The following is a 20,362-nucleotide window of genomic DNA, read 5'->3' as shown; positions in this document are numbered from 1 at the left end:
TGCTACTCTCTCCTTATGCGCGGCGCGCTTTCCACGAGTTGTCGTGTATAGGCATGTTCCGGCCCGGCAAAAAGATCGCTTGCGGTCGCTTCCTCAACGATTTCCCCGAAATACATCACCGCGACCCTGTCAGAGATGGCTTCCACCACGGCAAGGTCATGACTGATGAAAAGATAGGAGAGACCGAATTCTTTCTTCAGTTGATCGAGGAGCAAAAGAACCTGTGCCTGAACAGAAACATCAAGCGCGCTAACCGGTTCGTCGAGCACCACGATTTCCGCTTCGGCGGCCAGCGTCCGCGCAATGGCAATACGTTGCGCCTGCCCGCCGGAAAATTCGTGCGGATATCGTTCCAGCGTATCCTTGGGCATCTGAACGGCGTCCAGCAACTGGATCATACGCTGCTGGCGTTGAGCTGAATTCAGCCCGCTCAGAAGCCTGAGTGGTGTTTCCAATATCTGCCGGATCGTCTTTCTGGGATTAAGTGAAGCGACAGGGTCCTGAAACACATATTGTATGACCTTGCCGAATGCCCGAGCACCGGAACTTCGCAGTTCATGCGCATCGCGTCCAGCAATCGTCATCGTACCGTTCGTCGGTTCTGTCAGCCCGACGAGCATTCGGGCGAGCGTGCTTTTACCCGATCCGCTTTCACCGACAATCGCCAATGTCTCACCGCTTCTAAGGTCGAACGAAACATTTTTCACGGCTTCGACTTTGTGACGCTCCTTCCCCAGAAGTGTTCGTCCGCCACCGAAGGTTTTGGTGAGATCGCGAACGCTGATCGCATTTTCGCTCATCCTGCCGCCTTTCCGTGCTCGGGGTTGAATAGACCGGACACGCGTTCCAGAAAGTCGGCGCCCTGCCCAAGTTCCGGAACGCAGGCGATCAAGCGTTTCGTGTAGCTGTGCTGGGGATTGGAAAGAACTTCCGATGTCGTGCCTGTCTCGACAATCTCGCCGTCTTTCATCACCGCCACGCGGTCGCAAATCTCCGAAACCACTCCGAAATCATGGGTGATAAACAGGAGAGCCATACCGCGCTCGCGCTGGAGATTACGCAGCAACTCGAGAATGCGCGCCTGTACGGTGACATCGAGCGCCGTGGTCGGTTCGTCTGCAATGATGATATCGGGATCGTTGGCCAAAGCCATGGCAATGCCGACACGCTGGCGCTGGCCACCTGAAAGCTGGTGCGGATAGTGATTGGCCCGCTCCGCTGCATCTGGAATGCCAACCTTATCAAGAAGCGCAATCGCCTGTTCCCGCCGCTCACTGGCTCCAACCCGGCGATGCGCTGCAATCGCTTCCTCAACTTGCCGTCCGACCGGATACATGGGATGCAACGTCGTCAATGGGTCCTGAAACACATAGGCGACTCTTGCGCCCCGTGCCGCCGTCAACTCGGTTTCAGACATTGAAAAAACGTCCCGGTCACCCAGATAGATCGCGCCGTTGCGGATAAGCCCGGGCGGAGATGCAACCAGCCCCATCACCGACAAGGCAGTCACGCTCTTGCCCGATCCGCTCTCCCCGATAAGGCCGAGACATTCGCCGCGTTCGAGTTCCAGTGAAACATTGCGGACAGCGGGGGTGAAATGCCCGCCATTGACAAAGCCCGTTTCCAGCCCTGCAATCGAAAGGGCATTTCCGCTATCCCTGTTCACGGGCGATGCCCGATCCTTGGTAATATCGGTTACAGCACCTGGCCGCGCCAGTGCCCCTGACCGCAACCGCGGATCGAGAACATCGCGCACTCCGTCTCCCAATACGTTGAGACTGATGACCAGCAGGAAGATCATCAAGCCGGGCACGATGGAGACGTGCGGGGCATTGAACAGTTGCGCGCGCCCCTCGCCGAGCATGGAGCCGAGATCGGCCTGCGGCGGCTGTGCCCCCAGGCCGAGAAAGCTCAGGCCAGCCGTTTCGAGGATCATCCAGCCTGCCGTCGTAGACATGGTAATGACGATAACCGGCAGCACATTGGGCAGCACTTCGCTTAACAGGATCGAAACCGGACTTTTCCCGGAGAGCCGGGCAGCATCAATGAACTCACGATGCGCGAGACCAAGCGTAACCCCGCGAACATTACGCGCGAAGAATGGAATATTGACCACCGCAATCGCGTAGAGTGCATTCATCAGGCCCGGCCCGAGCACCGCCACGATAGCCAGCGCCAGCAGGATATAAGGAAATGCCATCAACATATCGATGCCGCGCATCATCAGATTGTCAGTTCGCCCGCCCGCATAGCCAGCCACAAGACCGATGGCAGAACCGACGATTGCTGCGATCAGCGTCGCCGCAAAGCCAACTGCGACAGACACCCGCGTGCCCCATATGACACGGCTCAATATATCGCGCCCGAGCTGATCCGTTCCAAGAAGATGTCCTTCGCTGAACACGGGTTTCAATCGCATTGCGGGAGAAGTCGCGTCAGGATTGGGAAGTGGGAGAACCGGGGCCAGCAGAATGACGAGGCAGATCATGACCAGCAGGAAAAAACCGAAAGCCGCCAGTCGATTGCTCATCAGGAGCCGCCATGATGACATGCGGACCGCCGCTGGCGCGGCAGAAATTTCTGGAAGCGCGCTCATGAACGTATCCTTGGATCAAACATGGTCTGGATGACATCAGCCAGCAGATTGAAGAGGACATAACTCGCCGCGACCACAAGTACGCCACCTTGCACCAGCAAGATATCGCGGGTGGAAATGGCCTTCACCAGCATGGCGCCAATACCGGGCCACTGGAACACAGTCTCGATATAGACGGCGCCGCCCAGAACGAAGCCCGCCTGAATACCGATCACAGGAATGACGCTGACAAGTGCGGCGCGAAACGCATGACCGTATATCACGCGACTTTCGTTTAGACCTTTGGCCCGGGCTGTCCGGATATAATCCTGACGAAGCACTTCGAGCATTGCGCTACGGGTCAGACGCGCGATCACGCCTGCCGCGACCACGGCCAGCGTTGTGGCGGGAAGGATCAAATGCCAGAGCAAATCCTTCATGTCGCCGCCACCATAGACGGCGTACATGCCGGATGCTGGCAGGATGCGCCAATGGACCGCGAAGAGATAGATCAGCAGCAATCCCAGCCAGAATGAAGGAATGGAAATTCCGGCAAGCACGATGAAAGTGATCGTCCTGTCCGCCCATCCAAACTGGCGCACTGCCGAAACGATGCCTGCAAGCAGCCCGAACACGGAACAGAGCACCAGTGCTACGCCTGCAAGCACGAGTGTCGCCTGAAAGCGCTCCATAACCTCATCCAGTACTGGGCGATTGAGCACGAAGGAACGCCCGAAATCCCCATGCAGGAGATTGCCCATCCAGATGAAATATTGTTGCAGCAACGGCTTGTCGAGACCGAGATCGCGATTGATCCGCTCTACATTTTCCGGTGTTGCGTATGATCCGAGCAACGCAGTCGCCGTATCGCCCGGGATCATCGCCATGACGAGAAAAACAATGATCGAGAGCCCGAGCAACACAGGAACAACGGCCAAAAGTCGCTTGAGGATATAGGCTGGCATGAATGCCCTTCCTGCTTATTCCTTGGTTACGTCTTTCAAATGCAGCAGGAAAGACGGCTGCAACTTGAACCCCTTGACGGCAGCGGTCGTGACTGCGTTTTGCTTCCAGTTCGCCACGAACAGCCATGGCGCATCGTCATGGACAATGCTCTGCACTTCGCCATAAAGCTTGCCGCGCTCGGCTTGATCCGTCGATGACCGCGCCTTCTCCAGAAGCTCATCCACTTTGGGGTTGGAATAGTAACCGGAATTGAAACCGCCCTTGTCCGGCAGTGCGTCGCTGCGAAGCGTCAGATAAGGCACCGTGTCCGGATCATTGGTCATCCACGCCATCTCGGCCATATCGGCCTTGCCCGCCAGCCCCGGATTGACCCGGCCAAGGAACGTGTTCCACTCATAGGTTTCAATCTTGACCTTGAAGCCCACAGCCTGAAGATCGGCCTGGATTGCGGCGCCCATCGTGATTGGATCAAGCATGCCCGAACCGCCTTCGGTCACATAGAACGTGATTTCAGGATTGCTTGCACCAGCTTCGGCAAGGAGCGCCTTGGCCTTTTCCGGATCATAAGGATAGGGTTCGGTTTTGTTCTCGACCCAATTGAAGGCGGGTGGGATCGGTCCCGCAGCAACAGTTGCGGAACCCTGCAACACATTATCTACAAGGCCTTGCTTGTTAACCGCATAATTCGCCGCCTGACGCACTTTCTTATCCGCGAACGGACCACCTTTCGCGTTCAGGATAGTGAACCAGACATGGGGGCCGGCCTGTTCGGCAACCGCAAAATTCGCGTCCTGCTTGAAGGTGGCAAGATTATCTGGCGGCACTTCCACCATGACATCCAGCCCACCTGCCATCATCTCCGCGACGCGGGTATTGGCATCTGTGATCGGACGGAACACGATTGCTTCCAGCGCCGGCGCCCCGTCCCAGTAGTCAGGATTTCGCTCCACCACAACACGCTGGCCGGATTGCCATTCCGCGAACTTGAACGGACCGGTTCCTGATGGATGACGGCCAAATTCCTTGCCATATTTCTTGACCGCTTCCGGCGACACAATCAGGCCGGTCGGATAGGCCAGATTGGAAAGAAATGGAGCGAAAGGCTCCTTAAGCTTGAACTCGACAGTGTGTTCATCGAGCACATTGACTGCATCGATGGACGAGAAATTGAACGAAAGCGGAAATGGGCCGGTATTATAGAATGGATGGTCTTCCTTTAGCATTCTGTCGAAGTTGAACTTGACCGCTTCGGCATTGAAATCCGAACCATCATGGAACTTCACGCCTTGACGCAGCTTGAACGTATAGGTCTTGCCGTCGTCCGAAATCGTCCAGCTTTCCGCCAGTGCCGGTTCTACTTCCAGCGTTCCGTCCTTGTAGCGCACAAGGTCGTCATAAATATTGACGAGGATGCGGAAATCATTGGTGGCCGTGACTGTATGCGGATCGAGCGATTGCGGCTCAGCAATCTGTCCGACAATCAGCACATTGGGCGGCGTTTGAGCCAGCGCGACTGTGCCCGCCCCGGCGACCGAAAGCGCCATAGCAGTCAGGACGGCACGGAATAACCTGCTCATGGGGTTCCCCCTTCATTTGTCAAATCCGTCAGACTCTAATTTATAGGCATAAATCAACGATCATCAATGAACTATCATAATTAATTTTTGCGAGACAAAAAAAGCGGGCCTGAGTCCGCTCGCGATTTCAGAAAGTTCAGAGCCTATTCTGCAGGCGTATCCTCCGGTTTCAAATCCTGCTCCGCCTTGGTCGATTTCTGATGCGTGAAACCCTTGAGGCCCTTGGCGGTTTCCTCGGCATCGCGTTTGATCTCGACTTCGCTCATTACATAATGAACTGCAAGTTTTGCAATGGAAGTAAGCGCGCTCAGATGAATGCGCTCATAACCATGCGAGGCATCGACACCGAATGTCAGCAAAGCCGTGCGCACATCATGCCCCGCCTCAACCGCAGACGCAGCATCGGAACGGTAATAACGGAACACGTCCTTCTGGACCTGAATGTCATGCTCTGCGCAAAGCTCGTAGAGTTTCTTCGTCAAATGGTAATCGAACGGTCCGGTCTGGTCCGCCATGGCAAGCGTGACGCCGAACTCCGATGAATTCTGACCTGGTGCAGTCGTTCCATTATCAATGGCGACCAGCGAGGCAATATCCGGCACAACGACCGCAGAGGCACCCACTCCAACTTCCTCGCCGATGGTGAACAGCCAATAGCTGTCGACCGGCGTTTCCACATTGGCTCTCTGCATTGCCTCAAGGGCTGCAAGCATGATGGCGACACCTGCCTTGTCATCAAGGTGGCGCGAGACGATAAAGCCATTATCGATGAATTCGGGCGCGGGGTCGACAGCAACTATGTCACCGACATCGATACCGAGCTGCAGCAGATCATCGCGATTTCGGGCGAGCGCATCGACGCGGAGTTCGACATAAGGCCAGCCGACCGGCTGCGTATCGACTTCGTCATTGAATGTATGGCCGGAAGCTTTCAGCGGCAGGATCGAACCGCGATAAATTCCTTTGGACGAAAAGATGGAAACGCGGGCACCTTCGGCGAAACGTGCCGACCAGTTGCCGATAGAAACCAGCTCCAGCCGTCCGTTTTCCTTCAGATATTTTACCTGCGCGCCGAGCGTATCGACATGCGATACGATCCCGCGCGCCGGTCTCTCCGTCAGGCCCACCCTGCGCGCGCGAATAGCCCCCCGGCGCGTCAGCATAACCTCAAGTCCCAGATGCTCCAGCTCGCGCGCAACATAACGCACGGCTTCGTCGGTAAACCCGGTCGGACTCGGTATGGCAAGAAGTGCCTTGAGCCGTGTTACGAGATAGTCCTGATCGATTGTGATAGCGGTCTGCATCATTCATGTGTCGCAAAACAAGACCGCAACGTCAACGTGTCAATCGGCGTTTAAGTAAGCCCCCTTATCGGCGCCCGAAAAGTACCCCTCCTTTAGGTTGCCGCGTTCTTCAGCGGCATCATTACGTTGTCGCGAATGTTGAGCCAGGGAAGGAGAGCCGGATTCTGGAAAGCCATGCCGATCCGGACGTCATTCGCTCCAATTTCACGACCAGCCACGAAAATGTCACCTTGAGACAGTGAAAGCGTCCCGACGACGAGGCTATGAACTCATCGTTTTCGATCCGAAGTGACGTTGCAGCCAGCGCCACAGTTTTGTTTCTCTAACCGCAAAAGGTGACGTTCATCCGGTAGTCTACGTCATAACATCGCACGGTGTGATGACGTGCTTGCTCGTTTGAGACGACGAAGGCGCTTCCGAAAACGATCATTGATGTGAAAGGAGATAAACCGCTGACATCAGCCATTGGACGATGTGCTGAATGCCAGTCAAACACATAACAAGCGACATCGAAATACACGCACACTGTCAGAGGCAATTGAGCTGCAGACCGATCTGCCTTAACACTTCACCAAAGCAAACCAAGCCAACGTGGCAAAGCTAGCGAGAGGGCGGGAATAAAGGTTGTCAGGACCATCACCGGCAGCGCCACATACGCCATCATCTTCAAGGCAGGGCCGACGGCATGATGGACGGAAACCCTGCCGATCCGGCAGGCCATGAACAGGACGGGCGCCATCGGTGGACTATTCGCCCCGATGACAACCGAGGTCGCAACGATCGCAGCGAAATGTACCGGATGGACATCCACCGACTGCATCAGCGGAAGAAGCAGCGGCGCTATCACGACAGTAACCGAGACGTCGTCAACGATGGCTCCGGCGATGATCAGGAAGACATTCACAAGCAGCAATACCCCGACTGGATTGCTGACGAGCGATGCCACTACATCGGTCAGGTCCTGCGGAATCTGTTCGGCTACCAGAATGCGCCCGATGACAAAGGAGAAGAGCAAGATCAGCACGATCGAGCCAGTCGTCTCGGCAGCCGCTACCGTACTTTCGCTCAGGCGCTGTAAGTTCATGTCCCGATAAACCAAGGTGCCAATGATCACCGCCGCGATGACGGCGAAGGCCGCCGCTTCTGTTGGGGTGAACACGCCACCATAGATACCTCCAATGATGATAACCGGCAAGGACAGTGCTGGCAGGGTCCGCAGAGTAATGCGCCCTTTCTCGCCGACCGACGGCGAACGGACATCACGGATTTCATGAATGTTCTGCCCTATCTGGCTCCAGTTGTAAAACATCAACCCAAACATTAGCATGATACCCGGTACAATCGACGCCGCGAAACAGGCCGCCACTGATTGCTGGGTTGCAACAGCGAAGAGGATCATCGTGATTGAAGGCGGAATGAGGATGCCTAAGAGTGATGAGATGCCTAGAAGTGCGGCCGAATAGCCGCGCGGATAGCCTCTCTCGGCCATGGGATCGATCATTAGTGTGCCGATGGCCGCGACAGCCGCCGTCGCAGTACCAGCGATAGCACCGAAAACTCCAGAAGCCCCGACCAAGGCATTGCCCATGCCTCCGCGTCGCCGACCGATTGCCATTTCGAGGAAGGCCACGAGACGACTCGCGATCCCGCCCGACTGCATCAGATAGCCAGCTAGGATAAACAACGGGAGCGCAAGCAGGATCACCGAATTCATCGACCTGAACCCCTGAAGCATCAGAGTGTTGAGGTTGACGTCATAAATCCACACCAGCACGCCAACGACACCTGCAAAAGACCAAGCGACCGGAAGTCCCACGCCGAGCAGCAGCAGGAGCAGGCCGAGAACCAGAAGCGCCTCCATCTTAGTTCTCCTTGCGGGACGGGGAAAGTTGCAGCGCGGCTCGCGCGATATCGCGAAGCGCGTAGACTATGGCGCAGAAGGCGGCGAGCGCTAGCGGCGCCTGCGCCCAAACCAGTGGCAGGTCAAGCACAGGTATAATCTGAGGTCGCTTCATACCCCAGGCCAGCATCTTGTATATCCAGTGCGCGAAGAGGCTCGCGATGATCAGAGTAAGGATTGCAACGATCATCCCATGCAGAGCCTTCGCTCGGGAGGAAGGGAGCGAAGTCGCCAAGAAATCGACGACCAGGTGCTCGTTCCGACGCGAAGCGAGTACGGCGCCCGCCATGTAGAGCCAGATCGCAGCTAGCAAGCTCGCTTCATGCATGCCGACAAGGGAGTAACCGAATACAAACCGGCTAATCACTAGCGCAACCAGCGATAGCGTGACGATGGAGCTTGTAATCAGAACAATTGCGCGGAGTAGCCAAGCAAGCGCTCGGTCCACCGCCGTCAGAAAGTTAATCACCGGAACCTCCACGTAGGCTTCCTCACTCGCTGGCAGTGTTCTGGCGCACAAGGGCCAGAAGGTCAGCGCCGATCAGCGACTCCATTCTCGGCCAGACTGCCAAACGCACGGTATCGCGAAGCTTGGACAGTTCCTCCTCACTTAACTCGACATAGTTATGCCCAAGCTTCTTCCACTCCTCGACATAACCGTCGTCGGCCTTCTGCGCATTCTTAAACTGGGCAAGCATAACCTTCTCAGCCCCAGCGGCCACCGCCGCCTGATGTTCGGGCCGCAGCCCGTCCCAGGTTTCCTTGTTGGCAGTTAGAATACCGGTGAGGAACTGCTGGCGGCTGTGGACATAGTCCGTCAGAACGTCGCCGAAATACTTGTAGTCATAGAAGATAACGTTGGCGCTGTCGCCATCGACCACACCAGTCTGGATGGCTGAATAAAGTTCTCCCCAATCCACGGTCGCGGTCTGATAGCCCATAGCTGCAATGGTCTCGGTGAAGGGAGAGACCGGAGGCACCCGCACCTTGAAAGGCTTGGCGGCTTCGACCGACGTGGCATGCCCCCCCTTGGTGCCGACGCCATTAAAGCCCTCGGGCCAGGCTCCCAAGAATTTCAGTCCGTTGGCGGCATAAACATCCGACAGCGCAGTGCTGAGCCAACCGTCCTTAGCATAAGCCGCCAGCGCCTCATCCCAATTGGTGAACATGTACGGCGTGTATATCAGCGAGATGCGCTGGTCATAGGAGGTCATCGGCCAGTTCAGCATCAGATCGACATCACCCGCCATCAGTAGGTCAAAGACCTCCTGCTGGCCGCCAAGTTCATTCTGATAAAAGATTTTTACCTTGAGCTCACCATTGGTGGCAGCTTCGATTTCCTTGGCCCAAGCCTCGATCGCATTTCCGGCTTCCGAGCCCTTGGCGCCGGAATCGGTCGCAATCTTCAACGTCTCAGCCATGGTCGGCGTCGCCCATGCCGCACAAGACAGCAGGGCGGCCAGCAGTGCCGCGCTCTTCAGGCTGCGCAGGATTGTCGTCATATTTTCCTCCCCCGAAAACGGCCTCTCTTCAGGCCTCGTGTTGATTTCTGAAAATCTCGTAAGCAAAACGCGCCCTGACCCCGATATCAAGGAAGGGCCGCGGCGGAACCGGCGTTGGCGTACCGAGGCTGATCATGTCTGCGATCAACGGGTTGTCCTCACCCAAAGCCATTTCGGCGGCCAGCCGTCCGCTGATCGTACCCTTGGCGACGCCCACCGCATTCTGGCAGACAGCGCTCCAGACATTCGAGGCGACCTGACCGAAGCCAGGTGCGCCATTGCGTGACAGGCAGATATAACCGGTCCAGGTATGCTCCATCGTCACACCCTTCAGCATAGGGAAACGCTGATCGAAAAGACGCTGATGCTCGACGCGGATCTTCGCCCGACGTTCGTCCGACTGCCGCAGGTTGGGGCAGAAATGGATGTTCTGGCGGATCAGGATGCGGCGGTCATTGGTATAGCGCATCGTGATGCCTGCGAAGGCATTAGCTGGGGTCGAGCCCCAAGGTGCGATATTGCCCAACTCCGCTTGTTCGGCTTCCGTCAGTCTGCGGCTCAGGCTGGCATGGGCGGCGAAGTTCAGGAGCTTGCCCTTCCAAAAGCCGAAGCGCATCGCCAGCCCGTTGACGGCCAGGATGGCCTTAGGCGCCCGGACCGACCCGTTCGCGGTGCGAAGCGTTATTGTCGAGCCAAAGTCCGCCTCAATCACCGGGCAATTCTCGAAAAGTGTCACGTTCTCGGGCAAGTTCTCACCCAGTCCGCGGTTCAGCGCGGCCGGGTTTAGCAACACTGTACCGGGGGTATAGACCGACGCAGCGAAATGCCTAGTCCCAAGTCGCTTCGCAGTCTCCGTTTGGTCGAGCCATTCGTACGGCTCGTCCAGCCGATCAAGTTCCTCGATGGTAGGTTTCAGGACTTCCTCCGCACCCCGATCCGAGGTGGCGGTGTGGTATTTTCCGTCCTCACTCCAGTCGCACTGGATCTCGTAACGCTGCACACAGTCCCGCAGCGAAGCGATTCCGGCGCGGGCAAGTCGCAGATAAGCACTCCCCTTGGCGAGTTCCTCCAATGAGGAGCCAACGTTATGCGGCAGATCGATAGCAAAGCCTGAGTTTCGACCCGAAGCGTTCTCGCCCAGTTGCTGAGCGTCGAAGATGACGATTCGTGCGTCGGGGCGCAGTTCTCCCAGGCGCCGCGCAGCGCCAACTCCGGCATATCCCGCACCAATGACGACGAAATCGGCGGTGATATCGCCCTTCAACGCAGGGCATGACATGCGTGAGGGGAGCAGCGCGCTCCAGCCATTGGAGCGGTCGTCCTTGGGAAGCAGTGTAATACGGGTCATGCGGAAAACTCGTTGATCCAAGTTGCTGGTTGCAGACTGTAGAAAACGAGCGCATCGCTGGAGATATAGCGCACAGGTGTTCCTGCCGGTAACCAGATGGTATCCATCGGTCCCGTTTTCAGCAATCCCTTTGGGGTTTCGACAGAAAAGCTGCCCGAGATAATCAGGATCAACTCGTCGTATCGGACCTGCCAGGGAATGTCAGCGTTCTTGAAGCGTGCGAAGCCGCCTGAAAGCTCGCTGCGGTCGGCTAAGCCAGCGACCTCAACGACCTCGGCCATCTCTGGATAAGCAAAGCGAGGTTGGAACGCGAGTTCAGCAAACCGGTTCACCCGTGCGGGTGATTTTTCAAATTTAGTCATCCCCTCCCCCGTAGTTCTTCTTCTGCCGATGGTAAAAAGCTATGGCACTTACCAGACAGATGTGTATACTACGATACAAACATGTATGGTCTTGTCAATGAAAAGTCGTGAAGTCATCGAACGCGTTAGCAGGGAAGGTGGTGACAGCCCTGCACAACCACGCCTCACCCGTGCAGACTGGCTGTCTGCGGCGCTGGATTTGCTGGTAGAAAACGGTATTGATGCGGTCCGCATTACGCGCTTAGCCGAACAGCTTGGCGTGACGCGCGGGAGCTTCTACTGGCACTTCGCTGACCGAGGAGAACTGTTGGCCGCCTTGATCGAGGTCTGGGCACAGTCGAACACCGCCAGCATCATTCGCGCAGCGACCACACCCGATACGATCGAGGATAGAGTGCTGGCGCTTTTCATGTGCTGGCTCGACCCGGAACTCTTTGACCCAAAGCTCGATTTCGCAGTGCGTGACTGGGCCCGCGGAGAAACGGAGCTGCAGACGGTAATCGCGAAAGCCGATCAGCAACGCATGGAGGCAATGATTGCCATGTTTGCAGAGCATGGCTTCACCGAGCGCGAGGCGATCATTCGCGCAAGGAACTTCTACTACACGCAAATGGGATATTACGCGCTTAACGTGCAGGAGCCATTTTCGGAGCGGTTATCCTACTTATCAGTTTATTTCGAGTCCTACACGGACAAGGAGCTCGACAAGGCCGCCGAGCAGGAGTTTATGCGCCAGATTGCTGCGAAAAGTCATCTTCAGAAGGATGATCTGGCACCCTAGGTGCTCCGATTCAGACCCCAATTAAGGGAGGTGAAGCGCTGGCCTCCTTAGTCCGAACAAACCAACGATACCGATAACTGTTATTGCCAGCACCATCTCCGATGCGCTCAACTGTTAACCAGTCAAGAACTCTACTGATACCTCGTTCCGGACTCGAAATCGAATATGAATCTTGTCAGGAAACTGACGCGGCAGTGATACTCCCCAGTAACATTGTTCTTGTATTTTCAGATGGCGATACGCCTGCCGCTTTACCATGATCGGGTCTTAATACATCCGCTCTGCCAATTAGATTACAGTTTGACTGCATCGGACCAGACCGTCATTCAACTTTCTGAGTTATCCTGTTTCGCACTCAGCTTTTCCCGAAGAAGGCGCTTAAGCCGAGCATTTTCTGCTTCCAGTGCTGCGAGTTGCGCATCCGTCACCCGTTCATCTGTAGTTTTTGGCTTTCGCTTACGGGAGTACTTTTGTGGTGACGCGGGAACAACGAGAATGGTAGCGTTCTCGTTCGTTGCTTCCTCCGCCTGTGGAGCTTTCAGAACAGCAACTAATCGGCCGGATGGACTCTTTGACCCGGTCGAAATGGCTGACTTACTGCCTGCTCCACCAGAATCTTTCGAGGAGACCTTTCCAGTGCATTGTTTCGGGAGCTCTTGATTGGGCCCACTGGTATCGTCGCTGATGAGGCGCTCCTCGTCAAAAGCTTCGTCAACCGAGGCCCCCTGCTGCGCGGACAGGTCTTTGCTTGTCGTCAGCTGACCTCCGTGTTTCAGTGTTCTCGTTGCGGATTGTTTTGCAGGCGATTTAAGCCTGGATGTGGAGGTCGAGGGCTTAATTGACTCTCGGCCAATCTGTTCCGGCTGATCTGAGGCCCTCTGAAGCATATTCGGTTCGCCGTCATCGTCCGTAATTTGCATAACTGCATATATGTCTGCTGGATCGACTTTCTGATTGACCGCAGAAGACGTTTGATCAAAGTCTACAGCTCCGATCGACGATTGTTCTATCGACTCTGGATTGAGCTGCTCCCTGAGTCCGGCATCTGGTGTTTGTTCAGGCGCAGCTTCGCCTTTGCGTGATCGCCAATTCTTTAGTCCTGTGACGAGACGCTCACCCCACGATTTCATCGCTAATTATCCTCCCCTTTCGTGCCAAAAAGGAATTGAGTTGTCTTCTTTCCGAAAACACGTCGCGTAAGCGAAGATAAACCGATCACGCCTGTATGGCTAGAACGAGAAACTCTGATCGATTGGTAGTGATGAAAGTAGGATCGATATTGGTGCAAGGCGAATGCCAGCCTTGCTGAAACAGATTTATCTGTTGTCTGTAATAGACCGCTGCTCCGCCCGTTCGAGCATCGCGCAAAGGTTCGCGTTTTCTGCGCGCAATTTCGCTATCAATTCGCGCTTGAGAGAAGCGTTTTCTTGTTCGAGGTACAACAACTCGGCACAGATATCCATCGTTGCAACGGAACATGTCGCCGTCTTCGTTTTCTGCGACACAGCCTTTTTCACTCCACGCAGAACAGATCGATTTTTCCGTCTGACGACAGTTTCCAGTTTTTGAACGGGATCGGACACGATTATCGCTCGTTCTGGTTCTGCAACGTCAACGACAGAAGGCTCTCGTTTAGCCTCGATCGTCTCAATGGATGGCGCAGTCTTTTGTACAACGTTTGGGTCGATAACTTCGGTTCTATTGTCACGTGGTTCAGGCAGATCAAATTCCGCACAAGCATCCATGGTAGCTTGCGGCGTATCCGCTTCGACTTGCCGAGCAATAGATTTCAAATCAAGGTCTCCCCACAGGGAAACATTTCCTTTGCGAGCACGCTTGTTCTTATATTCGACGACGACATTGCGGACCGGGTTCTTCATCGGTGAATAGCTATCCCAAGGAAACATGACAGAAGCGAGTACAAAACGCTGTCCCGCTACGTATAGATTTCCCATCCGGATTTCAATGTTCCGAGAGCGCTGGATTAAGACAAACGCCTCTCAAACAAGCCGCTCTCGTTATTCCCATGAAATGCCAGATCTTATTTCCACATTAAGCATTGATCTGTATATTCTAAAATCGAGCCTATCCCGATTAGCAAACCAGGAGAAACTCCACGTGGCTGATGAAACAATTACGGACGCAAATCCGACTGTAACGGAAACCAACGCTGCTGAACCTGTTGGCGAGAAACCAAAGACCCGTGCACCGCGGAAAAAAGCCGCGCCAGGATCAAAAAAATCTGGAGCTGCCTCTACTGCAGGAGCAACCAGAATTGCTGCAAAGCCTGCTAAAGCGGCCAAAGCTGCTTCAAAAGCAGAACCCGCTGCAACACCACCGGTAGAGCACAAGCGCAACAAGTACACGCCGGCCCAGCGCGCCTCCATCCTCGCTTCTATCGAAAAAGCAACAAAAGGCGGCAAGACCACTCTCAAGGCTGCATTGCAGCAGACTGAAGTGAGTGAGCAGACCTACTATAACTGGAAGAACGCTGCTGCAAAGAAAGCACCCGCGCCGTCGGCAGGGCCGTCCAGCGATGATCTTTCCAGCTTGGTTGCACTGGAAGCAGAGAACCTCAAGCTACGCCAAGAACTTGCTGCAAAGCTGCGTGCTGAGAACGAAGAATTGCGTAGACGTCTGGGTCGAACCTGAGGCAAACTGCTCCGCAGCATCTGCAGCAGGGCGCTGACAAAACAGATGACTTTCCACGTGTAAGTCATCTGTTTGCCTTTCGATGATGAAAATTCGAAGCCTTTGTTCTCTCCTTCCAAAGGCTCTCTAATAAGGCCAAGAGTGAGGATTACCGTTTCGCACAACTTTTGGTCTGGATTAGTGCATGACGACCACTAAGCGTCACGGGCAGGATTATGCTGACTGCCAATACCCAGATGGAGTCGCATCATGATTTTGGATTCCGCTCAGGCCGAGTCACTCCACAAGGCAATGCACGCCCTGAATGACAGCGGAGGTCAGCTTATTGCGGCTTCCTTTGACGCCTTTACCACCGGTAAGGCGATCATTGATGTTCGCGCCTACACGGACGATCGCATCGAACTGCGGTCAATTGGCGCCAATGTAACTGAAATACATGCTGATCTGTCGGCTTTTGCCTTTGCATATGATTTACAAACACCATGAATGCATTTGTGCAGTCACAAGCCACCACTGATCGAGCTCACGCCAACCTATACGCCAAAACGGATGAGAACATGTAATTATTACTCATTCTTTTGGTTGGTCCCTCCTTATGGCATTTAATCAGAAAAGCTGGGTCTTTGGCATGTGTCTTACTCCCCAAATTAAAACACCCGCCGCAAAAGGAGCGACGGGTGTCTAAGGGAAGACCAGACCCTGGGAGGAAAACGTCTGGTCTTAGATCGCCTAGGAATTGGGAGGAACTGCCTTAGCGATAATCAGAAATTATTAGCGGTGAACAGCCTGACGGGCAATTGATGGAATTTCCGAAGCCATGATGCCCAGATCGTTCAGTTCACGTGCATTCAGGCGGCTCAGTTCGTTGACGGTGTTACGGTAACGGCGCCAGTTGTTGTACGAGCGGATCAGGTTCATTTCTCTCTCCTCAAAATTCTCTCTTTGTTGCAAACAGCATATAGGTCCGCGCTGTCTGGGACAGAAGCGTCAGTTTCGCATAGCTGACATGCCAATAAGACGGGGTATCAGCCGAAGTTCCAGATGATCGTAGCAACACCAAGCGAGAGCTCTCGGTTTAGGTTCAATCCTGTTTCTTGACTCGTAAAATGACCGCAACGATTATTTAACCATAATCCGGCGAATACTTATCGAGTTCAATCAGGCTTACGATATGTCGCACTTCGCTTCTTTATCCAAATTCACCTTGAGTATTGTTGTATTTTCCGGCCTGCTTGTCGGTTCGGGCAAAGCAGCGACGCTGTTTCTTGAACATGAGATAGCGCAACGATCCTTTGAACAGAACCAACGCTATTCCTCGCCCTTCTCCGCCAATCTGCGTCCGATCAACGGACTGCTTTTGCAGATAAAAGAAATTCGACCGCCCGCGTCAGTGGGATCAGCTGCACCGACCAATGCCGAACTGGACCAAATGACCACCGGCAGCATCAATCGTGCGCAACAAACAGAAAAGGAAGTCTCATCGAACTATACCCCATCCGCCGACGATCTAGCGCCTGCTATTGAAATGCCAAGTGGCGTCGGAGCCAAGGAACAGATTGCCTCGTATCAGATCATGCTGGACAGGGCAGGCGCTTCGCCTGGTGCAATTGACGGACGCTCAGGCAGTAACGTCGACAAGGCTTCTGCAGCTTTTGGGGAAATCACTGGCAGATTTATCAATCCGGCTGATCCGGCTGCAATTCAGGCTGAGCTTGAAAACACCGGCGGACCAGCTTTCAGGGATTACCTCATCACCAATGAGGATGTCGGCAAGCAATTTGTAGCGGAAATACCGACCGACTATGCCTTAAAGGCCCAATTGCCAGCAATGGCTTATACCTCGGTTACGGAGATGCTTGGCGAGCGATTTCAAATCGATGAGAGTTTTCTCAAAGAGATCAATCCTGGCGTTAATTTCAATCAGCCGGGTTCGATCATCAAAGTCCCCAATCTGGCCAAAGCCAAACGCACACCAATTGCCCATATCGTGGCAGACAAACGCCGCAAACAGGTTCGTGGCTATGATACAGCTGGAAAGCTGAAGGTAGCCTACCCGTCCACTATCGGCTCTTCGGACACCCCTTCCCCTTCAGGCACGGTCCAGGTCAAACGAATAGCGATCAATCCCAATTATACATACAATCCCAGGATCAATTTCAAACAGGGAGCCAATGAAGGCGTTCTAACCATTCCGCCAGGACCAAACGGTCCTGTCGGAACGGTTTGGATTGCACTTTCCAAACCCACTTATGGCATTCATGGCACCCCTGATCCCTCGCGCATCGGCAAAACATCGAGCCATGGCTGCGTGCGTCTTACAAATTGGGATGCAGAAGAACTCGCGAAAATCGTCAAACCTGGCGTCATGGTAGTGTTCACGGAATGAGTGCAGGTTGCCATATTATTGACGTGTGGAGTGGAAACCAGCGCCTTTCTAACCAACCCGATTTTTTACAAGAGAGCCCCCAAAGGGTGATAGGTCGGCAACGGCGCTTACTGTTTCATTACGCACCGCCAACATCAAAGACAATGTCACTGGACGACAAGTCGGCAAGTGACACATTCTCAACCAGGATTCCGAAATCGCCAGTGCCATTGAAGGAGATGTAAACACCGTCTTCCACGTCGCGTGACGCTGCAAGGAAGGCGTCAAAGTCGTCTATTCCTGTAACCCCTTGCGCTATTTCGGAAAACTCGATTCTGTCGCCGCTTGCACCGTCAAAGTCGAGAATATGGTCAACGCCTTCGCCAGATGGTGGAATCAGGAACCAGGAGAAGGTATCTGCACCGGGACCGCCAGTGAGCTCATCCGAACCGCCCCCGCCGTCGTTCTGAAGCCTGTCGTTGCCCTCACCGCTAAAGAGGCGATCGTCTCCACTACCCTCCAAAATGCCCTGATCAACGAGCGTATCGTTTCCGCTTCCACCGTCAAGCACGTCATTGCCAGAGGATGACGAAAAGAATGCCTCGTTTGCATCGGAACCAAGAAGCAGGTTGTCCTGATCGCCGGCCAAATGAGCGGAGATGCCTTCAATATTGATGAAGGTGAGTCCAGCCGCGGTCGCCCCGCTCGCAGCATCAAAAACGATCGGGGTCTCCGAATTGCCAAACTCCATCGCGAGTACGTCGTAGCCGGCACCACCATCAACGAAACAGTCTCGGGAGGCATCGATCCAATCGTCACCGCCACGAATGATGTCATTGCCTCCAAAGCTGGCAAGCCGGTCGTTTCCGTTGCCGCCATCGAGATAGTCATCACCATCATAACTGTACAGGACATCACCCCCATCGCCACCAAGGAGTACATCGTCGCCAACGCCATCGTTCAGCAAGTCGCGGCCCGCCCCGCCATCCAAAAAGTCGTTGCCGGTTCCGCCGTCAAGATAGTCATCGCCATCACCACCCAGGAGTATATCATCACCACCGCCACCCCATAGCCAATCAGCGTCGGGTCCACCTTGGATCAGGTCATCTCCGTCGGCAGCGTCCCCGTCAACCGTGACATGGGAGGCAATCAAGGCGTTACTTGAGCCGGCCTTATCAGTGGGCGTAACCTCGGAGGATTGTGGGTAGTCGCCGATATTCACAGGAGGAAGGGGCTCGTGGACGCGTGTAGTTTCAGCAGGTATTCTGAAATCAGCCTGCAGGACTTCGGTCGAGCCGCGTTGATTGAGGGTTATGTCGCAAATATTTCAGCCGGTTAAGATCGGTCTTATCCCTGGACGCAATTATGCCGCGAGCTCCACAAAGACTTTGAATGGCGAACCTTTGTCATTTGCGAATTGGTTTTTGCGGATCATATGCGCCACTTCAATGCCGGCAATGGTAGCTGCAGCTGAATGAAATGCTTTGAAGCCTAACATGTGCTTGGTGATCCGCTTAATGAATCGATGATCCTGCTCAAGAATATTGTTCAGATATTTGACCTGCAGGATTTCCATCAACTTGCCCGTTCCGGTGATTTTCAGGATCGTGTTTACAGCCTGTGCACCAGCCAGGTTCGCTCCGCTCTTATCAATGACGATTTTGTCAGGAACACCATTGCTTGCGATGGCTTTCTTAAAGAAACGCCTTGCCGCGCCGAGGGCCCGGCGCTCAGAGAGCATGAAGTCAAGAGTTTGGCCATCACGATCTACGGCTCTATACAGATAGGTCCATTTCCCTTTGACCTTTATATAAGTCTCGTCAACCCGCCATGAACCAAGCGTTGGCCGCTTACGCTTCTGTGCATGATCTGCAATCTGTGGCGCGCATCGAACGACCCAACGGTTCAATGTTGCATGATCAATATCGACGCCACGCTCAGCCATAATTTCCTGAAGGTCACGATAGGAGCCAGGGTAGCGAAGGTAGAAGAATACGGCATAAAGGATTGCGCTTTTGGGAAAATGAGCCCCTTTGAAATCGACAGTCATTCGTTCGCACCTCGCTAAAATACAGGCAACAGAGGCATTTAACTCAACAGAAGTGAAAAGTTTGCGACAAAACCCACTTGCAGGCGATTATCGGATTTCCAGCGGCTGATTTGACTGGACAAGTCCAAAGCGCAATCGCTGAAACTGTTATTAGTGAGAACGAACATGAAGAGAGCACTCCTAATACACAATAATTCTTCTCAACTTATTGAATAGAATTGATAAATTGGAGATGTGTCGATATTATTGTGATGTAAGCCTTTCTCAGGATCGAGCGCACCGTTCGATAGTTTTTGGCTTCAGACAAAAAAGGGATTGAGAAGCATCCAGCTTCTAAGAGCTAAAAATATGAACGGAGCGCCAATCGATGAAAGGGAAGCAAAACGACTCTGGATCGGCAGGAGAGGCGCATGGGGGCAATCGTCACGCTCCTGAACGTGATTTACGTGAATTCTCCATGTCGCTTCCAATGCATCTCTTGCGTGCCCGGGAAGCGGTGATGCGCCATTTTCGGAATTCACTACGCGAACATCACGTTACTGAACAACAATGGCGCGTTATCAGGGCAATCAGCTCGTCTGGTGAAGCCGACGTCAACGATCTCGTCCGTCTGACCTTCCTGCTCGGCCCGAGCCTGTCACGAATCCTGCGTACACTGGAAACATCCGGGCACATCACGCGCCGCACTGATAAAGAAGACCAGCGACGAAGCGTATTGTCACTTACCGACAAGGGACAAGAACTGATCCGCCAGCATGCGCCGCAGTCCGTTCAAATTTATGAACGGATCGCGGAAGCATATGGACACGAACGGTTACAGCAGCTTCAAACCATGCTGGCAGAGCTAGAGACCACGATGAACAGTTTCAACATTCTCCCGGATATGGAGGAGACTGAAACCGGTCTCATGGAGTAAACGCAGCTTTGCTCCAAACAATTATCCGCTGCACATTCCAAATGAAAACGCAGGTTGGAAGCCT

The 20,362-nt window shown here is 54.2% G+C and carries 21 protein-coding genes; 5 read left to right on the top strand and 16 right to left on the bottom strand.

Going from position 1 to position 20,362, the window contains the following annotated elements:
• Window positions 1-2: 2 nt before the first annotated feature.
• The 11 genes from F9K94_RS07080 to F9K94_RS07035 all read right to left on the bottom strand — a co-directional run bounded on the left by F9K94_RS07080 (window position 3) and on the right by F9K94_RS07035 (window position 11,534).
• On the bottom strand, window positions 3-800 hold the full coding sequence (locus F9K94_RS07080) for an ATP-binding cassette domain-containing protein (RefSeq protein ID WP_151644505.1): 798 nt from the start codon (window positions 798-800) through the stop codon (window positions 3-5).
• A complete protein-coding gene (locus F9K94_RS07075; RefSeq protein WP_151644504.1) occupies window positions 797-2,596 on the bottom strand; it encodes a dipeptide/oligopeptide/nickel ABC transporter permease/ATP-binding protein in 1,800 nt (599 codons plus the stop codon). The genes F9K94_RS07080 and F9K94_RS07075 overlap by 4 nt, the downstream gene beginning before the upstream one ends.
• Window positions 2,593-3,540, bottom strand: coding sequence for an ABC transporter permease (locus F9K94_RS07070; RefSeq protein ID WP_151644502.1), 948 nt, complete (start codon window positions 3,538-3,540; stop codon window positions 2,593-2,595). The genes F9K94_RS07075 and F9K94_RS07070 overlap by 4 nt, the downstream gene beginning before the upstream one ends.
• 15 nt (window positions 3,541-3,555) lie before the next feature.
• Window positions 3,556-5,118 (bottom strand): ABC transporter substrate-binding protein, encoded by a 1,563-nt coding sequence (locus tag F9K94_RS07065; protein WP_151644500.1) that lies wholly within the window; start codon window positions 5,116-5,118, stop codon window positions 3,556-3,558.
• A 143-nt stretch (window positions 5,119-5,261) separates the two neighbouring features.
• Complete coding sequence (locus F9K94_RS07060; RefSeq protein WP_151645317.1) at window positions 5,262-6,422, bottom strand: osmoprotectant NAGGN system M42 family peptidase; 1,161 nt, start codon at window positions 6,420-6,422, stop codon at window positions 5,262-5,264.
• A gap of 92 nt (window positions 6,423-6,514) precedes the next feature.
• Window positions 6,515-6,640, bottom strand: a complete 126-nt coding sequence (locus tag F9K94_RS24825) for a hypothetical protein (RefSeq protein WP_255362627.1) — start codon at window positions 6,638-6,640, stop codon at window positions 6,515-6,517.
• A 350-nt stretch (window positions 6,641-6,990) separates the two neighbouring features.
• Window positions 6,991-8,283, bottom strand: a complete 1,293-nt coding sequence (locus tag F9K94_RS07055; protein WP_151644498.1) for a TRAP transporter large permease — start codon at window positions 8,281-8,283, stop codon at window positions 6,991-6,993.
• Window position 8,284: 1 nt separating this feature from the next.
• Entirely contained in the window at window positions 8,285-8,791 is a 507-nt protein-coding gene (locus F9K94_RS07050) for a TRAP transporter small permease (protein WP_151644495.1), read from the bottom strand.
• A 22-nt stretch (window positions 8,792-8,813) separates the two neighbouring features.
• On the bottom strand, window positions 8,814-9,824 hold the full coding sequence (gene dctP, locus F9K94_RS07045) for a TRAP transporter substrate-binding protein DctP (RefSeq protein WP_151644493.1): 1,011 nt from the start codon (window positions 9,822-9,824) through the stop codon (window positions 8,814-8,816).
• A gap of 28 nt (window positions 9,825-9,852) precedes the next feature.
• Window positions 9,853-11,172, bottom strand: coding sequence for an NAD(P)/FAD-dependent oxidoreductase (locus tag F9K94_RS07040; RefSeq protein WP_151644491.1), 1,320 nt, complete (start codon window positions 11,170-11,172; stop codon window positions 9,853-9,855).
• The gene (locus F9K94_RS07035) at window positions 11,169-11,534 is read right to left on the bottom strand and encodes a cupin domain-containing protein (RefSeq protein WP_151644489.1); all 366 of its coding nucleotides are present in this window, start codon (window positions 11,532-11,534) and stop codon (window positions 11,169-11,171) included. Before F9K94_RS07035 ends, F9K94_RS07040 begins: the two co-directional genes overlap by 4 nt.
• Window positions 11,535-11,631: 97 nt before the next feature.
• Here F9K94_RS07035 and F9K94_RS07030 point away from each other — a divergent pair, with 97 nt between their 5' ends.
• Window positions 11,632-12,315, top strand: coding sequence for a TetR/AcrR family transcriptional regulator (locus F9K94_RS07030; protein WP_151644487.1), 684 nt, complete (start codon window positions 11,632-11,634; stop codon window positions 12,313-12,315).
• A gap of 326 nt (window positions 12,316-12,641) precedes the next feature.
• Here the strand turns inward: F9K94_RS07030 and F9K94_RS07025 are convergent, their stop codons facing one another.
• Window positions 12,642-13,445: a hypothetical protein gene (locus F9K94_RS07025; RefSeq protein ID WP_151644485.1), complete on the bottom strand. Its 804-nt coding sequence runs from the start codon at window positions 13,443-13,445 to the stop codon at window positions 12,642-12,644.
• A 186-nt stretch (window positions 13,446-13,631) separates the two neighbouring features.
• Complete coding sequence (locus F9K94_RS07020; RefSeq protein WP_235920583.1) at window positions 13,632-14,270, bottom strand: hypothetical protein; 639 nt, start codon at window positions 14,268-14,270, stop codon at window positions 13,632-13,634.
• A 163-nt stretch (window positions 14,271-14,433) separates the two neighbouring features.
• Between F9K94_RS07020 and F9K94_RS07015 the strand changes: the two genes are divergently transcribed.
• A complete protein-coding gene (locus F9K94_RS07015) occupies window positions 14,434-14,967 on the top strand; it encodes a transposase (RefSeq protein ID WP_151644481.1) in 534 nt (177 codons plus the stop codon).
• A gap of 249 nt (window positions 14,968-15,216) precedes the next feature.
• Window positions 15,217-15,453 (top strand): hypothetical protein, encoded by a 237-nt coding sequence (locus F9K94_RS07010; protein ID WP_151644479.1) that lies wholly within the window; start codon window positions 15,217-15,219, stop codon window positions 15,451-15,453.
• A 285-nt stretch (window positions 15,454-15,738) separates the two neighbouring features.
• Here the strand turns inward: F9K94_RS07010 and F9K94_RS07005 are convergent, their stop codons facing one another.
• Window positions 15,739-15,885 (bottom strand): DUF1127 domain-containing protein, encoded by a 147-nt coding sequence (locus F9K94_RS07005; RefSeq protein ID WP_081104565.1) that lies wholly within the window; start codon window positions 15,883-15,885, stop codon window positions 15,739-15,741.
• Window positions 15,886-16,138: 253 nt separating this feature from the next.
• Between F9K94_RS07005 and F9K94_RS07000 the strand changes: the two genes are divergently transcribed.
• The gene (locus F9K94_RS07000) at window positions 16,139-17,353 is read left to right on the top strand and encodes a L,D-transpeptidase (protein WP_235920582.1); all 1,215 of its coding nucleotides are present in this window, start codon (window positions 16,139-16,141) and stop codon (window positions 17,351-17,353) included.
• A 118-nt stretch (window positions 17,354-17,471) separates the two neighbouring features.
• On the opposite strand, the gene F9K94_RS24860 is transcribed toward F9K94_RS07000, so the two are convergent.
• Window positions 17,472-18,554, bottom strand: a complete 1,083-nt coding sequence (locus F9K94_RS24860; RefSeq protein WP_151644477.1) for a calcium-binding protein — start codon at window positions 18,552-18,554, stop codon at window positions 17,472-17,474.
• Between the two features lie 141 nt (window positions 18,555-18,695).
• The gene (locus F9K94_RS06990; RefSeq protein WP_151644475.1) at window positions 18,696-19,382 is read right to left on the bottom strand and encodes an IS6 family transposase; all 687 of its coding nucleotides are present in this window, start codon (window positions 19,380-19,382) and stop codon (window positions 18,696-18,698) included.
• A 367-nt stretch (window positions 19,383-19,749) separates the two neighbouring features.
• Here F9K94_RS06990 and hpaR point away from each other — a divergent pair, with 367 nt between their 5' ends.
• The gene (gene hpaR, locus F9K94_RS06985) at window positions 19,750-20,298 is read left to right on the top strand and encodes a homoprotocatechuate degradation operon regulator HpaR (RefSeq protein ID WP_151644473.1); all 549 of its coding nucleotides are present in this window, start codon (window positions 19,750-19,752) and stop codon (window positions 20,296-20,298) included.
• Window positions 20,299-20,362 lie beyond the last annotated feature (64 nt).

The sequence above is a fragment of the Brucella tritici genome, from assembly GCF_008932285.1.
Lineage (GTDB): Bacteria > Pseudomonadota > Alphaproteobacteria > Rhizobiales > Rhizobiaceae > Brucella > Brucella tritici.
This window is presented reverse-complemented; position numbering and strand designations above follow the sequence as displayed.